Annotated in this window: 13 protein-coding genes; 2 read left to right on the forward strand and 11 right to left on the reverse strand. The window is 34.4% G+C overall.

Annotation, left to right across the window (positions count from 1 at the left end; translation table 11 throughout):
• Positions 1 to 370 precede the first annotated feature (370 nt).
• Positions 371 to 1,510: a sensor histidine kinase gene (locus ACWNMY_RS08625; RefSeq protein ID WP_449537821.1), complete on the reverse strand. Its 1,140-nt coding sequence runs from the start codon at positions 1,508 to 1,510 to the stop codon at positions 371 to 373.
• A 241-nt stretch (positions 1,511 to 1,751) separates the two neighbouring features.
• On the opposite strand from ACWNMY_RS08625, the gene ACWNMY_RS08630 reads away from it, so the two are divergent.
• Both ACWNMY_RS08630 and ACWNMY_RS08635 read left to right on the forward strand, forming a co-directional pair.
• Positions 1,752 to 2,384 (forward strand): YigZ family protein, encoded by a 633-nt coding sequence (locus tag ACWNMY_RS08630; protein WP_449537822.1) that lies wholly within the window; start codon positions 1,752 to 1,754, stop codon positions 2,382 to 2,384.
• 34 nt (positions 2,385 to 2,418) lie between these two features.
• Positions 2,419 to 3,423, forward strand: a complete 1,005-nt coding sequence (locus ACWNMY_RS08635) for an LCP family protein (RefSeq protein ID WP_449537823.1) — start codon at positions 2,419 to 2,421, stop codon at positions 3,421 to 3,423.
• Between the two features lie 102 nt (positions 3,424 to 3,525).
• Here ACWNMY_RS08635 and ACWNMY_RS08640 read toward each other — a convergent pair whose 3' ends face one another.
• From ACWNMY_RS08640 to ACWNMY_RS08685, 10 genes are all read right to left on the reverse strand, one after another.
• Complete coding sequence (locus ACWNMY_RS08640; RefSeq protein WP_449537824.1) at positions 3,526 to 4,584, reverse strand: glycosyltransferase family 4 protein; 1,059 nt, start codon at positions 4,582 to 4,584, stop codon at positions 3,526 to 3,528.
• A 400-nt stretch (positions 4,585 to 4,984) separates the two neighbouring features.
• Positions 4,985 to 6,085, reverse strand: a complete 1,101-nt coding sequence (locus ACWNMY_RS08645; protein ID WP_449537825.1) for a glycosyltransferase — start codon at positions 6,083 to 6,085, stop codon at positions 4,985 to 4,987.
• Between the two features lie 28 nt (positions 6,086 to 6,113).
• The gene (locus ACWNMY_RS08650; RefSeq protein WP_449538421.1) at positions 6,114 to 6,845 is read right to left on the reverse strand and encodes a WecB/TagA/CpsF family glycosyltransferase; all 732 of its coding nucleotides are present in this window, start codon (positions 6,843 to 6,845) and stop codon (positions 6,114 to 6,116) included.
• Between the two features lie 142 nt (positions 6,846 to 6,987).
• Positions 6,988 to 8,409, reverse strand: coding sequence for a flippase (locus ACWNMY_RS08655; protein WP_449537826.1), 1,422 nt, complete (start codon positions 8,407 to 8,409; stop codon positions 6,988 to 6,990).
• 59 nt (positions 8,410 to 8,468) lie between these two features.
• Positions 8,469 to 8,834 (reverse strand): EamA family transporter, encoded by a 366-nt coding sequence (locus ACWNMY_RS08660; protein ID WP_449537827.1) that lies wholly within the window; start codon positions 8,832 to 8,834, stop codon positions 8,469 to 8,471.
• A gap of 135 nt (positions 8,835 to 8,969) precedes the next feature.
• Positions 8,970 to 12,335 (reverse strand): SH3 domain-containing protein, encoded by a 3,366-nt coding sequence (locus ACWNMY_RS08665; RefSeq protein WP_449537828.1) that lies wholly within the window; start codon positions 12,333 to 12,335, stop codon positions 8,970 to 8,972.
• A 176-nt stretch (positions 12,336 to 12,511) separates the two neighbouring features.
• Positions 12,512 to 13,795: a glycosyltransferase family 39 protein gene (locus ACWNMY_RS08670; RefSeq protein WP_449537829.1), complete on the reverse strand. Its 1,284-nt coding sequence runs from the start codon at positions 13,793 to 13,795 to the stop codon at positions 12,512 to 12,514.
• A 38-nt stretch (positions 13,796 to 13,833) separates the two neighbouring features.
• Positions 13,834 to 14,220 (reverse strand): DUF2304 domain-containing protein, encoded by a 387-nt coding sequence (locus ACWNMY_RS08675; RefSeq protein ID WP_449537830.1) that lies wholly within the window; start codon positions 14,218 to 14,220, stop codon positions 13,834 to 13,836.
• Positions 14,221 to 14,231: 11 nt separating this feature from the next.
• On the reverse strand, positions 14,232 to 14,918 hold the full coding sequence (locus ACWNMY_RS08680) for a glycosyltransferase family 2 protein (protein ID WP_449537831.1): 687 nt from the start codon (positions 14,916 to 14,918) through the stop codon (positions 14,232 to 14,234).
• A gap of 39 nt (positions 14,919 to 14,957) precedes the next feature.
• Positions 14,958 to 16,112, reverse strand: coding sequence for a glycosyltransferase (locus ACWNMY_RS08685; protein ID WP_449537832.1), 1,155 nt, complete (start codon positions 16,110 to 16,112; stop codon positions 14,958 to 14,960).
• Positions 16,113 to 16,375: the final 263 nt, after the last annotated feature.

Here is a 16,375-nt window from a genome sequence, read left to right on the forward strand (position 1 = left end):
TCCAAGTTTGACCATTTCTTGTAACGTATCAGTACAAAAGTTCATGCGCCTCGATCAACCCCGACAAGCATAAGACGATTTAGAATAGAAGGCGCTCTTTGCCTTCAATTCTAAATTGGCTTATGACCTCGAGGGGCTAGGCGCTGGAACTGGATGTCAAAAAGCGCTAAGTGCGCACGTCTAACGGCCCCAAGCATAAGAAAATACCTCATATAAGGCGGTTCTTCGCCTTCCGAAGGGATTTACTTATGACCTCGAGCCCGATGGCGCCTAGAGCTAGACTTCAAGGTGGAAACCGAAAAAATCCTCATGCTATAAAGGGGATATCCCCATTAATTCAAGTCTTCTAATTTCAACACTTCTATGGCAATCAAACCTCAATCGGTACCTGAATCATCACAATCGTACCTGCTCCAATACTTGAATCTATTGTGAGATTACCATCTAGCAAATCTACTCGTTCACGTATTCCAATTAAACCAAAGGAGTCCTTCTTCTTCTCTCGAATATCAAAGCCATTTCCATTATCTTTCACAATGACCGTTACATGATGTCTACTTAATTCAAGTTTTACTACTATCTCCCTTGCATCAGCATGCTTTAATGCATTTTGTACGGCTTCTTGAACCATTCGGAATAAAGCTACCTCAAATTTTGAAGGTATTCTTTGCTCCGATCCGATGAATACAAAAGAAATCGTAGTATTCCCATTATACTCTTCGATAGTAGATAGGTACTTTTTGAGGGTAGGAATTAATCCAAGATCATCCAATGCCATCGGTCGTAAGTCATAAATGATCCGGCGGACCTCATACAGTGCTGAGCGAACCATTTTCCGAAGATCACTAATTTCCTGGTACCCTTTTTCAGGACTTTCACGATAGACCTTATCAATAATCTGTGAACGCAGCATAACATTTGCTAACATTTGGGCTGGGCCATCATGAATTTCACGGGAGAGCTTACGACGTTCTTCCTCTTGAGCCTCTATAATCTTTAGACCAAATGCCTGTTTTTGCTTCGCATCCTCAATGATTTCTCCTACCATTCTGAAATCACTATTTAAATAATTCAGGATAACCGAGATTTGACCAACAAGATGATCAGCTCGTTCAATCGTATCACTTAAGCCTACCAAACGTCTTTCAAGCTCATCACGGCGATCTCGCAACTGCTTTTCCTGTTCCTTTATTAGAGTTAGTTGCATTTGCATGTCATGTGCCTTCTCATACGCATTTCGAATTTCCTGCTCAGAGTATTTATTAAATTGACTGCTGACCTCTGAGAGTCGCTTCCTAGCAAATCGAGTATGAGTTTCCAACCGGTCAACTTCGTCAATAATCGTACTAACCTTTTCTTTGATTTCCTTTAATTCACTTGTTAAGCTTTCAAACTCATGGCGGGATTGCTCGCCAATACGAAATATTTCTTCCTTACTATGATCAACGGTATGCACCATTTTTTCCAAAATATGATCTAGAAGCTTACTATCAAGCCTTTTGGTGGCCATCCTTCCACCTCCATCTTTCTTCATTATATCTCGATTTGTTTTATATTGAGTTTCATATCAATTACATTTGTATTACATTCGTCCCATACCATAAACAAATCATTGCTGTAAAAATTATGTCGTTTTATAATAGAAGAATGGGCAAAAATTCTTATTTACAGTTTGCCATTATACAGTAGAAACCTCGGCAATTGCCGGCTTCTATAAATCCGGTACTAACCCAGCAAGGAGGTATACCGTAATGCTTCATTCCTATTATACAGTAAAAGGCTATGGCGAGCATGAAATAATTATTCAAAAGTCACGCTTTATCGCACATATCAACCGTGCCACAACGGAAGAAGAAGCACAAGATTTTATCCAGCAAATCAAAAAGAAACATTGGGATGCTACACATAATTGCTCTGCATATTTGATTGGTGAAAACGACCATATTCAAAAAGCAAATGATGATGGAGAACCTAATGGGACTGCTGGCGTCCCAATCTTAGAAGTACTGAAGAAAAAACATCTAAAAGATACCGTTGTAGTCATAACTAGGTACTTTGGAGGAATAAAATTAGGTGCAGGCGGGCTTATCCGTGCATACGGAAAGTCAACTTCAGAAGGTTTACAATCAACCGGCATAGTTGAACGAAAACTAATGAGAATCATGCATACAAAAATTGACTACACTTGGTTAGGTAAGGTAGAGAATGAACTAAGATCTTCTATTTACCAAATAAAAGAAATGAAGTATATAGATGCTGTTGAAATCGAAACATATGTAGAAGAGAGCCACACACCACAGTTCATCGAATGGATGACAGAGCTTACGAATGGACAGGCGGAGATTTCGGCGAGTGTTGTGGAGTATTTAGAGGCAGAAATTTAAATAATAAACATATTATTACTGAGGAGAAAAGCGAATGACCAAAAAAACTAATCGATATGATGTAAAGAAAAAAAGAAGAAAAAAGAAGATAATAAAATTTGTATTAGTTCCTTTATTGTTATTAATTGTAGCAGGTGGACTTTTTGGAGCATACCTAGTAAACAAAGCAGCAAATGTAGCAGCTGACTCTCAAACAGAGCTTAATCGTGGAGTTAAATCCGAGAAAAGAGTAGAACCTGTTAATCCAAAACATGATAATATATCTATCCTATTTATTGGTGTAGATGATAGTGAAAAGAGAAGCCAGGGAGATGCGACTCGGACAGATGCATTGATTTTAGCTACACTAAATGAGGAGCAGAAATCAATTGAGATGGTAAGTATCCCTCGTGATTCATTCGTATACGATCCAATGAGGAAGAAAAAAGATAAAATCAATCATGCTCATGTATACAATGGTGTTGACGGCACGATTGCAACAGTAGAGGAATTATTTGATATTCCAGTAGATTATTTTGTAAAAATGAACTTTGAGGCATTTATCGATGTTGTAGAAGCACTAGATGGTATTAATGTTGATGTTCCGGTTTCATTTACAGAGCAGGATAGTAAAGATCGTCCTGATGCAATCCAACTAAATAAAGGACTCCAAGAACTTAATGGAGAAGAAGCACTTGCTTTAGCTCGAACTAGAAAAATTGATAGTGATATTGAGCGTGGCAAAAGACAACAACTTGTCGTAAAAGGGATCATTGATAAGGCGATTTCTGTTGGTTCCATTTCAAAATACGGAAACGTCATTGATGCACTTGGAAACAACATTTCTACAAACCTTTCCTTTGGAGAAATGCTTTCACTATATGACTATGCCACATCAGGACAATCACTTAAAATGGAATCCCATGTATTAGAAGGTGCAGATGATTGGACAGACCGTGGATATTATTATCAAGTAGACGAAACGAAGCTTGTAGAACTTTCAAATACTCTAAAGGATCACCTAGGAATTACAGTTACTGGACAACGAAACGATAATTAGTTAGCTGAGAGCGGTCATTTCTATGACCGCTCTCTATTTTAATATAAGCAAAAAAGGCTCCACCTAGGTTTTATACCAAGATAGAGCCTTTTTTAGTACAGTTTATTTCATTCTTTGTTGTACTTTAATTCCTCGGAACATATTCAGAAGGGGTCTATATTCCTTCCCAATTAAACCAATCTTTTCAACAAAAAGTTCAATAGCAATGAGTAAAACGATAACTACGACTAATGAACCCCAAACGGTTGCTTGTGAAAAAATCACTGCAGAGAATCCAAATATAGCACTTATTCCATAGATAATTAATACTGTCTTCTTATGGCCATACCCTAATCGTAATAAACAGTGATGCAAATGGGATTTATCCGGAGCAGAAATTGGTTGTTTATTAACCAGACGACGAATAATCGCAAAAAAGGTATCAGATATTGGTACACCTAAGATAATAATTGGCACAATAAATGAAATCAATGTTACATTTTTAAATCCTAGTAGGGATAATACAGCTATCATATATCCTAGAAAAAGCGCACCAGTGTCCCCCATAAAGATCTTTGCTGGGTGGAAGTTATAAAATAAGAATCCTAATGTACTAAATAGTACTAATAAAGCGATACTTAATACAAATCCATCCCCCATAATAATTGCCATTCCGGATATTGTAATAAGAGCTATCGACGAAACTCCAGCAGCAAGACCATCCAGTCCGTCGATTAAATTGATTGCATTTGTAATTCCGACGATCCAAATAAGTGTTAATGGTATTGTAAGAAATCCTAGTTGAAATTCTCCAAGACCAAACGGTAAATTAACCATTTCAACGTCTACTCCATTAAATATTACAACAAATGCAGCAATTAATTGCCCAGCCAGTTTCAATTTAGGAGAAAGCTCATAAATATCATCTAAAAATCCAGTAATGATGATGATAATTGCCCCAATTAGAATTGGCCATTTATAAGGACTTTCCGGTTGTAAAATTAAATAGCCCATTAAAAAGCTTAAGAATATTGCTAAACCACCGAGTCGTGGCATTATTTTTTGATGAACTTTCCTTTGATTGGGCTTATCTGTAGCACCAATTTTTATAGCAAACCTTATAACAAGAGGGGTTATGAGGATAGAAACAATAAGGCAAATTAACGACGTAATGTATAGCATATAAAAGTCCTCCTCATCCTTACTTTATCCATTAAAGATGTTTTTATAATTTCTTTTTTATATATAAGTTCTTAAGAACCTTGCATTTTTTGTCGTAATGCGTTTCAACAAACCTAAATAGGATTATATCATATACCAACTGCTGAATGGAACAGATATTTTATGAAGTAAAAAATAGACTCCAAGAGTTAGACGTTATTTTATTTATATTTGTTACATTCTTTACGAAAAATCCTTGCCTAATAAGTATCGTACAAAGTCAGAGAATACTAACTCCAAAGACATTATGAAAAAACCCCAGAAGCTTAAAAAACCTCTGGGGAGAGCAAATTTCATACTTTTATTATATTCTTTTTACTTTTATTACTAAATAATGTAATATCGCTATTAAACACATTGTTTAAAGAAATTTTCTATAAGTTTCATAAATGCTATTACTGAATTTTTCCAAAGAGAACAGTTTTGATGCCTTAATATAGAGGTTCTCTCCTAGTACTTTCAACTCTTCATTATTTTTTAAAATAATATATTCCTCTAATGCATTACGTAAAGAATTTTCATTATCTACTGGAATCACTCTGCCTAATGTATCATCTGATATTAAATCCTTGACACCGCCGACATCTGTTGAAATTACAGGAACTTTTGCTCGTGCAGACTCTAGGATAACTAGAGGAAAGCTTTCACTAAACGAAGTAAGTATTTTTACATCAGCGATAGATAACAGACTATGTATATTTTGCTGATGCCCTAAAAAGGATACAATATCCTTTATTCCTAAGTCATCGACCGTTTTTTCTAGTTCACTTTTAATTGGGCCATCACCTACAAGTAAAAGCTTAATAAAAGGATATTCTTGCGCAAGATATTGAATAGCCTTAAATGCAGTAGTATGACCTTTCACCGGATGTAAACGAGCAATCATTATAATAACAAAGTCATTTTCTGATAAGCCTAACTCTTTTCTAGTAATAGCTGGTTCGTTTGGTATAGAAAAGTCAATGCCATTATAAATGGTTGTGACTTTATCAGACTTCACCCCAAAAGATTCAAGCATTTCTTTAAATCGAGTTGAGATGGCGAAAAAATGATCCATTCGTTTAAAAGAGAGAAAATTTAATCTCGTAAAGATTGTCCCCTTTAATCCACCTTTTAAGAAATCATCCCTCGGATCACTATGTATGGTTGTTACCCATTTACATTTTGTAAATCCCTTCATAATAAAGGCATACAAATTGGCTCTTGCTCCATGCGTGTGAACTATATCAATTCTATTTTCATTAATAAATTTAATTATCTGTTTGAAAATAGATAAATCGTATCTATTAGATTGTTGAAACACTATAACATGGATACCTAATTCTTTTGCCTTTTCAAACATTACCCCTTTTTCAAATACCCCCAGAATAAATTCGTCACGATTCAATTGGTTTAGAAGAGATAAGATGTGAATCATTCCTCCCCCAGTTTCAGCTCCTGCATTAAGGTGAAGAACTTTCATTCTTTAAAAAACTCCTTTATACTTTTTTCTACTGCTTATTTTTCTGTGTAATGACTTTTGTAACAAACCTAGGTAGTGCAAGCATCCTTTTCCATCTCCATGGTTGTTGGATAAGTCGATATAACCATTCAACATTCATTTTTTGCCATAGTAACGGCGCACGTTTAACATTTCCAGCTAGAACGTCAAAACTACCACCAACACCCATAAATAGCCCTTTTTCAAATTTGTGCATATTTTCATATATCCATTTTTCCTGCCTTGGGACTCCTAAGGCAACAAGTACTAAATCGGGCTTTAAATTTGCTATTTCTTCAGAAATTTGGTTGTTTTCAAAGTTAAAATAGCCATTTTGATAACCTGCAATATCAAGATCAGAGTATCTATCTCTTATATTTTCGACTGTCTTATTAAGCACTTCTTCTTCTGCACCAAGAAGATAAACCTTTAACTTTTTTGAATTTGCTATTCGTAGAAGCTCTAGCATCAAATCAAAGCCTGCTATTCTTTCTGGGAGTGGATTCTTCAAAATCTCAGCTGCCTTAATTATTCCAATTCCATCAGGTATAATATAATCTGCATTTTCCAAAGTACGAAAATAATCTTCACTCTCTACAGCGTGCATGACTATTTCTGGATTAGCAGTAACTATAAAGGTTTTGTTATCCGAATCAATTCTCTTTGTTAAAACCTGTAACAGCTCATTTTTATCACTTTTTGTAAAATTGACACCTAGTATGTTAACTGTATCTATATTCATACTCACTTTTTTCTACTCCTTAAAATTCGTGGTCAAATTCATTTTCCCGATAAATTCATACGTTCAAGTATGCATTTTTGTTTTTAGTAAGCTTAACGAAAACCAAATTAAGGCACTCGGAATCCTGTTAGCCTACATTTCATTATTTGCTTCTACCCTTTATCACCTTACCGACATTCTCCAAAATATATTGACGTATTTTGGAATCCAAGAGTAATGCGAGAATAATAAATAGTAGTAGAAATAGACCAATTCCAATAACTGGATGTAAGTAGTCCCTTAATAAAAAGTAAAGACCTATACTAATGAGTAGTGACATTACATTCCTATATGTACTCTTAAATAAAATTGCCACTCCAACCCTTTTACCTAATAGAGTAAAACCAAGCATTAATATTAATTCAATGATAAGAACATTTATTGCTCCACCTTGAGCTTGATAAACAGAACCTAGGAAATAGTATCCAGCAACAGCATAGATAACACCTATTAGCATGACTAAAGTTCTTTTTGTTTGATATCCCCTTGTAGTGAGTGAGTCTGCTAAAGGATAGTTAATGGACTGTAAAATTATCATAATTGATAATATTGTTAATAATGGTGAAACACCTTCCCACCCTTTTCCAAAAATGATCCCAACCCAAAAATCAGAGTAAAGAAGAAAAGGAAGAGTCATACAAATACCGAGCATTGTCATAAGCTTTCCTTCCAAAATACTCATTTTCAGTTGAAGTTCATGCTCTCCTTTTGAATTGTAATTAAATAACACTGGATAAAAGGCAGCTGCAATAACTCCAGGTATTTGGTACAAAATTGAAGGGATTCGATAAGCTGCAGAAAAATACCCAACCTCTTCCATACTTGTTACCTTTTCTAGTACAATGATTGGAACTTGTGGTAGAGCTAAAATAAGGAGGCCACCAAACGAAAAGCTCCATAAACCAAATAAAAGATTTTTATCCCAACCAAACTGTATTTTAGTATGTTTGGTTAATAAATATACACCTAAAGCTCCCCCAATTAGGCTTGAGCACCCATATATAGGAGCAATTATAGTAAGCGGCCACTTAGCTAATAGTCCTATTACAAGTGTTGCTGCCGTTACGAGACCAGCAAATGCATTAATGAAGGCTGTGTACTGCATCTTCTGTGTTGCTTGAAAAAAGACTACCCCCACTCCTTGCATTGATGCACCGATGATGGATGGGTATACAGTAAAATATATAATTTGTTTCAAAAAAGGATCATCATATAATAGCTCTACCAATATAAATAGTAGAATACTGACACTGATAACAAATATGGCCCGTATCTTAATATGGGAACCAACTAGGTTTGGAAGATCTACTTTCTTGTCTTTAGTTGCTTCCCTGATGAATGTTTGAGAAAGACCTAAGTCTGTAAAATAAGCTGCTACTGACGCAAAGGCCATAGCAATACTTAGAATACCAAAATCCTCAGCACCAAGATACCTAGCTATTAAGATCGAAACTAAGGCAGTAATTAGACGAATACCCGCATTACTTACAAATAAGTAAGAGGCATTTTTTAATATTAAGTTCATGTTATACCTCTCATTAACAAAATGTTTAGTGTAATAATGCTACTAATTTATTCTCAGTATTATTTTGGAGAAATACCAATAAATGATACCCCAATCATGATGAATAAACATCCTACAACCTTCCAGATAGTAATGGGTTCATTAAAGATAAAATAAGCTCCTACAATTGCCAATATGTAGGCAATACTTTGAATTGGATATGCAACACTTAATGGGACCTTGGTTAAGATAAACAACCATAATACAGTCGCCAGCCCATATAAAGACAATCCTCCAATAATAAAGGGAGTAAGGAACAGCTTAATAATTGAGATAATAGAATCAAACTCAACTTGCTTATTTTGTAATCCGAACTTCCACATAAACTGCCCTGAAACTAAAATTATTGTATTTATTAAAATTAAGAAGAAATTAGTTATATTCATATATGTCCCTTCCAAAATAGTTTTTTCCATTTGTTTATTATATATTATTTGTTTATATTTAAAAAGGTTTTGGCTGGCAAACACAATAAAAGGACTCAAGCTATTAACTTGAGTCCTTCTGTTAAGAATATTTGTTTATTTTTTGTAAACTGGCACATCAAATATTAATGTATACGAATTAATTAAGTTGTATAAGTCACTAATACGTTTCACTTGCTTTGTTGCCCAAGCAATGTCAGTTGCATACTGATGTGGTTCTTTTAGTAAATTTGGACTACCAGGGTTCCACTTCATTTTATAAAGTGTATCTTGTTTATAGTAATCGGAATTGACATATCCATTACCGATAAATTTTGCTCCCCCGATTATTGCAGCCTCTGGTGTAAACCACCCTTGAGAATATGCATATTCTGATCCACATCTTTCTGCACAACTATCCTTAGCATCTATTCCATACATATTATAAACTGTACGTGGTGGAACTGGCTCACCATTAACCTCTGAAACTACGATTCCTTTAGCTAGTCTAGATGTTCCATTACCTGTTTCATGCAATGCATGAGCCATTAAATATATCTCATTTACATTATAGGTGTACGCAGCATCTACAAAAGCTTGTCCCATACCAGTTAAAACGCCTTTATTACTAAGAATATTTCCATTTACTTCATCAACATTTACCCCTGCTGGCTCATCCAACACAAGATATTGATAAAATTCTACTGTATCTCTTCCATAACGATCTGGGTTGAGATATTTTAGAGTATCTTCAGCTCTTGCATTTCTCCAAGTAAGACCGATTCTATACCAGCCATTTCCAACTGATTCATAAATCAAAGCCTCATTACCATTATCACTCTTATAGAGCTTACCTACAACTGGGTGATTAGTTCCTGGACCACTTCTAACATTTAAAGCTGTAGTATTAATTAAAGTGCCGTACGAACCATTAATTTTCAAATATTCACCAGAAACATAGGCTGGTTCATTTCGGTATAAATCAGTTTGAGGAACTAAAGCCATTTGTAGATCTAACATTTCCTGTATAGTTCTATCATAGTGTGTATAACGGATTATTGGTCCTATTTTAACCTCTGATTTATAAACTAATCCACTTGTTCCTAGAAAATCAATTTCGTAGTGATCCGCATGGATTTTCAATACAGGGTACTTCTCTCCGCTTTTAATTGTACCTAGTTGTTGTTTCGAACCAGATATGACAGAGATATCGTTTTCCGCTAAAAATTGTACATCAAGTGGTTTTGCATCATTACTTTTTTTATCAATCGTTGTACCTAATGATGGCTGAGTTGACGCTTTCCATACAAAACCTAGCTCGTTTCCAACTTTTACTTGGTGCCAATCCCAATAGTCACGTACACGTACATATTCCTCACCAAGCTTCAATTTAGCAACTTCAACACTATCTTTCCCTCTGTTCACAAATACAGATAAATTATCTGTTGTGACTTTAAAGTATTTATCACTAGCAATAAAATCCATTTTAGTAGCTGATTTATTAATAAAACCTACTCGGCCTGCAATATCAACTTTAAACCAATTTGGATCTTCACTGATAAACGGATATTTTACACCCTTTTTTAAAGTAACATATGGTTTCTTCGGGCTTACAGATGTATCATAAACAACAATATCTGATACTACCTCAAATGATCTACCTGTAGTTGCCTCACTTTTAGATGCATTCTTGATTGAAGTACCTAATGAAGGCTGGGTTCCGCCTTCATAAACAAGTCCATATTCATTACCAATTCTGACTTGATGCCAATCACCTAAATCCTTTAAACGGAGGTACTCTTCACCCTCGCTTAACTCTGCTATTACTATACTAGTATTAGCACGATAAACCGATAGATTTGGAGATGTAACTTTAAAGTACTTATCAGAAGAAGTAAAACCAACTTTCGTACCTGATTTATTTACATAACCAATTCGCCCATTTACGTCTACTGCGAACCAATAAGGATCTTCGCTAATAATTGGATACTTAACACCCTTTTTAATAAAAGCAAATGCTTTACGTGGGCTTACAGAGGTATCGTAAACAATTGTATCCGCTAATGTTTCAAAAGTCTTACCGGTATTATTGCGACCATTGTTATGGTTCGTAATTGAATTTCCTGTTGAAGGCTCTGTACCACCCTCAAACACAAGACCATGTTCATTTCCGACTTTTATTAGGTGCCAGTCTCCATAATCACTTAACCGTTCGAATTCCTCACCAGCTGCCAATTCGGCTATAACTATATTAGAATTCGGGCGATAGACTACTAGATTCCAAGGTCTTACCTTAAAATACTTATCTGATGAAATGAATTCGGCCCTAGTCCCCCATTTGTTGATATATCCTACTCGTCCACCAAAATCAACTTTATACCAGTTTTGATCCTCACCGAGAATTGGAAATCTAACTCCTTCACGAACTGTTACAAAGGGTTTTCTAGGAGTTACTGAAGTATCATAGATGACCATTTCAGTCGTTGTAAAAAAGTATCTACCGTTAGAGCTTGAACCTTTATCCAAATTGGTAACTGTATCACCATTTCCTGGAACAGTTCCACCCTTATAAACCAGGCCATACTCATTACCAACCTTAACTTCGTGCCAATCCCCAAGATCTCTCACTCGAAGATATTCCTCCCCAGCTTTAAGTTCAGCAATTACAACGCTACTATTTGAACGGTATACAGGTATATTCGTTTTAGCGATAATGTATTTGCCAAAAGTTAGGGGTGTAGTAACTTGCGTCTTGCTTTCAGATTGTTGAATTGATTCCGTTTTTGCTAGTTCAACCTTTTCAATTTCAGTTGTCTTTTCAACTTCTACCGGTTGTTCAGTTGCAACTTCCTGAGTATCTACTACCTCTTGTTGGCTTTCAGGTACTTCAGGTACAATTGTTTCTTCTATTATTGGAGCCTCTTTATCTATTAATATAGTATTCTCTTTGTTAATATAAGCTATCCTATTACCAATGGTAATTTCATAGCTTTTCTCTTTTTCGAGATTAATAGAATACGATTCCCCTAGTTCAATTGTACCTATTTGTACATCCAAATTCTCAGAGTCAAATACAATAATAGATTGTGTACTCTTAATTAGTTTACTAGTGTTTTTCAATTGCTCACTAAAAGGAACATCATTTTCCTTCAAGGATTCCAAGGATATAATTTCTATTTCCTCTAATGGAATCCAAGCTAACTTTGAGTCCCATTGAAAATAAGCCTTGTCCTCAATAATGGATGAAATATACACGATAGAATCCTTTAATATTGAGCCAAGCTTATGATCATCCTCTACTGAAAATACCTCAGTATCAGTAAGAACCTTTGCGATATCAGGTCTCATTTCATCTTGTACCTGATCCTGATAAAGCTCCTCTGATTGAGCTAGCACTTGAGTTGGAATAATAATATTTACTAGCGAAAAAACTACAATTATACTGAAAAGAAAAATATTAAGTTTTTTAGATTGATTAAACAATTTATGCCTCCCCTTGTAAAATAATTATCAAAACTAAAGACATTATATCACTTTATGTCGAAACTTTGTACAGATTAATTTCGATTTTCACTACCAATTCATTTCCAAAACATACAAAAAGAGGTACCGATATGGCTGTTTTACTGGCCAATGGTAACCTCTTTTATATTTATACGTTATATAATTCTATCTTGACCGGTTTTCCTTCTACTTCCTATCGAACTTATCCCGAAACCTATAAATAAGAATATTAGTGGCATTAAAGGAAGATTATATCTGTCATACGCAAAATAAAAACTATTGATGTACGTAAAGTATAGTAAAAATAAGCCTAAGAATAAAAATTCTTTCCATCTTGATCTACTAAGTAAAAAGGAAATCAGCATACCTGCCAAAGATGCAAGAAGAATAAATGGATTTACTTTTTGAATCCATTCTCCTTTTACTCCAAAGATTTCAATCCAGTAAAATTGAGTTTCCCAAAGAATCTTCGGCTTTAGCACTGCAAATGTGTATATAAAAGACTTTTTATCGGTACTCCACCATTCCGCAAGTCTATCCTTTGCAATCTCCTCTTGATATTTCATGATTTCATACGCATCAGCATTTGGATGAGCATTGTTCACTTTATCTACTATATCATCATAGGTTTCGTCGTAAGGAAACCCTATCCCTTGAAATGTTCCTAAAAGAAGTGGATTCCCAGAACCACCAGTTAATGGTATAAAAGTATCAAAGTGCATATAGTTTCTAATCCACCAGGGTCCTAATATTAATAACAATAAGACAAATGCAATAGAAAACTGTTTAACAGCTAATTTAAGTGGATATTTCTTTAATAATAGATAGACCAATAATATAAAAGGGTAAAGAGCTATTGTTGGTCTAAAGTATATCGCAAGAAAATAAAAGAGCATTAACAGGTAAAAGTCAGTCATTTTTTTACTTTCCGCTAATTTTAACGAAAAATAAATCATATAGATTGAAAATGCTGTAAATGGTGACTCAGTAAGCAAAAGATTATCCGTTAAGATTTGAGGAATGAAAATTGCTAGTAAGAAAGCTGCAATAAGGCCAGCATTTTCACTTAGGATTTGCTTCCCGATTAAATATATACCGTATATACTTGATAATCCAAGCATAATCATCACGAACTTTGCTGCATAAATCCCCAAATCACCTTGTCCAAAAATAAAAAAGACAACAGCCAATAAAAATGTCTGACCCGGCATAATATGTACTGTAGGTGCATTAGGATCATGGTATATTAGCATGAATTTTTCTAACAGTACCATAGCACTTCGTGTGTACCCTGCATCGTCACTATTTAAAGATAGATTAAGACCATACTTATAAAGAGCATAAGCCCTAAGAAAGAATCCTATTAAAAGAATAAAGAAAATGATATTTTTTTTATTTAATATTGAATGTAATTTTTGATGTTCTAATTTTTCAGTCATTACTCATATGCCCCTTACTAACAAACTAAGACAGTTTTTTATCCTTGGTGGTAATTGTTCTTTGTTTTATCAGAATTTTTAAGCTCAGCTTTAAATTCCTCAATTTCTTTTTTCTGGAATGCCAATTCTTGAACAATATTCTTAACCTTTTCTTGATTATCAGAAAGAAGGGTTGTCTGATATAGTAAAATACTCAAAATGACTAGAAAAGCAAATAAATAAATTAACGTTGGCATGTATGAAACACCAATGTAAGAAGCAAAACGATTAATTGCCGGAAGTAATATGGCTATTAAGAATCCAATGGAAGCTACAATTAACCAAAAGAATGCCTGTTGATCTTTCAATTTATTTTTACTTGTAAAATACATTACTTGGATAATAAATAAAATTGAAGCAACGATTGAAATTATTTGAACTGACATTTTATCCCCCCTTAAAAAACTCTACGTATAAGTGAAAATAACGATACCTTCACCATATAGTAAATCGATTTTAATGGTGTTATTGATGAAATTCCACCTTGTCGATCTTTCATTTCAACCTTGATTTCTTTTACTTTATATTTCTTTTTGGTTAAATCCACCAATACTTCTACTTCGGGGTAATCTACAGGATACCTTTGTGCAAATTCCTTTAGTAGTTTTCTATTAACAATTCGATATCCAGATGTTGGGTCCGTCACTTTTATTCCAACTAAAACCCTTAACATATAGTAAAAGTAATAAATACCAAAGCGTCTAATCTTACTACCACTATAACCGGTTTGTTCAACAAATCGAGACCCAATAACCATGTCATAATTTGTATTTAAAATTTCATTTATTAACAGCTTTAAATCTTGAGGATCATGTTGTCCGTCAGCATCTAACTGTATTGCATAATCATAGTTATTGCGCCACGCATATTTATATCCAGTTTGCATAGCTCCCCCAATCCCTAGGTTCAGGGGCAAATTCAAATGGTTAAAATTATTATTTTTTAGGATCTCTAATGTACGATCTGTTGAACCATCATTGATTACAATATAATCAAAGTCAGAGGACTCCTTTAAATGAGTCACTGTTTGATATATTGATTCTTCTTCATTGTAAGCAGGAATAATTACTAAAATTTTGGTCATCTATTTTTTACCCCCTTTAATTCAGGAATGATCGATGAATTAGGTAATTTTTGATAATACTGTTTCCCATCGTGAATCCCATGAATTATTTCTTCCTACCTCTTGTCTTTTCATTACATCTATATCTTTATCTTTCTCCTCTAATTGCTTTTCTATAATAGCAATCAATTGTTCCTTACTTTCTCCAATTTCAACCACATCACTGTAATTTAATACCTCTGGTAAAGGTGTGGAGACAACGGGCTTACCTGCTGATAAGTACTCATATAATTTAATCGGATTTACACTTTTAGTTAATTTATTAATTCGGAAAGGAACTAAACAAATATCAAAAGCTTGAAGATAATTTGGCAAATTATTATAAGACTTTGTCCCTAAAAACGAAACGTTTGGGAGTTCCTTTAAACCTTTTACAGATGTATCTACTGGTCCAATAAAAACAAATGATACGTTTGGTAGTTCAGCTGCTACCTCTGTAATTAAAGGGATGTCTATCCAATCACTTATTCCTCCATAAAACCCTACAATGGGCTTCTTAATTGGCTCAATATCTATCGGATATGGAAGACCACCTTTTTGTGCAGGGGCGAAGTGTTCGTATTCAGCCCCGTTAGGAACCAAGTGGAAATTAGTACTCCACTCTTTTCGATCTTCCAATAACTGCTTGGCAGTAGCAAAGCATACATCTGTATTAGCCATCAACTCTTTTTCCATTTGATTGACAATTTCCGGATTAATTAAACCAGTAAAAGAGCCGTGGTCATCAACGCAATCATAAATGACTTTATTGAATGAAAAATACTTCAATAAATCAACAGAGTTTGGTAAAAATGTATATAAATCCAAAACAGCATTAGGTTGTTTTTTCAAGAACTTACGGATTGATTTAGATATTATCCACTGATTAATTTTATTTATTATACGGTACTTATTCCCAAATGGTAGAATCGGTGGTGGTGTGAGTACATATATCCCATCTTCTGTTTCCTTAACACCTTTAAGCCAGCGGTCCCAAACTTTTAAGGTTTCTCTATTTTTTAATGGTGCGATTAAAGTTGCTGGTGGTTCTACATAAATAACCTTCCAACCGCTTTTTGCACTTCTTTTCATAAAATGATGTGGACGATGCTGGACTCCCGACCATTCACCTGCAGAAAATGTGAGCATCACCTTTCTGTTGTTTGCCTGATCCATGCTACCTCTCCTTTTAAATCTTGTTGGCTTATTAATAGTTACTATTACTATTACTTTTATTTAATTTATTCAAATCCGTCTAATTATAATCTATCGGAAACATAGTTGCAACTTACCTAATTTAAATGATGCATAATGAAGAATATTTCCTGTTTTATTTACCACAAATGTAAAATGGTGTATCCTATTAGGGATTGAATAAATTTTGAGTGGGGTGGGATATTTAAACGATTTTTTTTTTGCTTTTTTTTCATAAAACCAGA

This window comes from Ferdinandcohnia sp. Marseille-Q9671 (assembly GCF_976954385.1).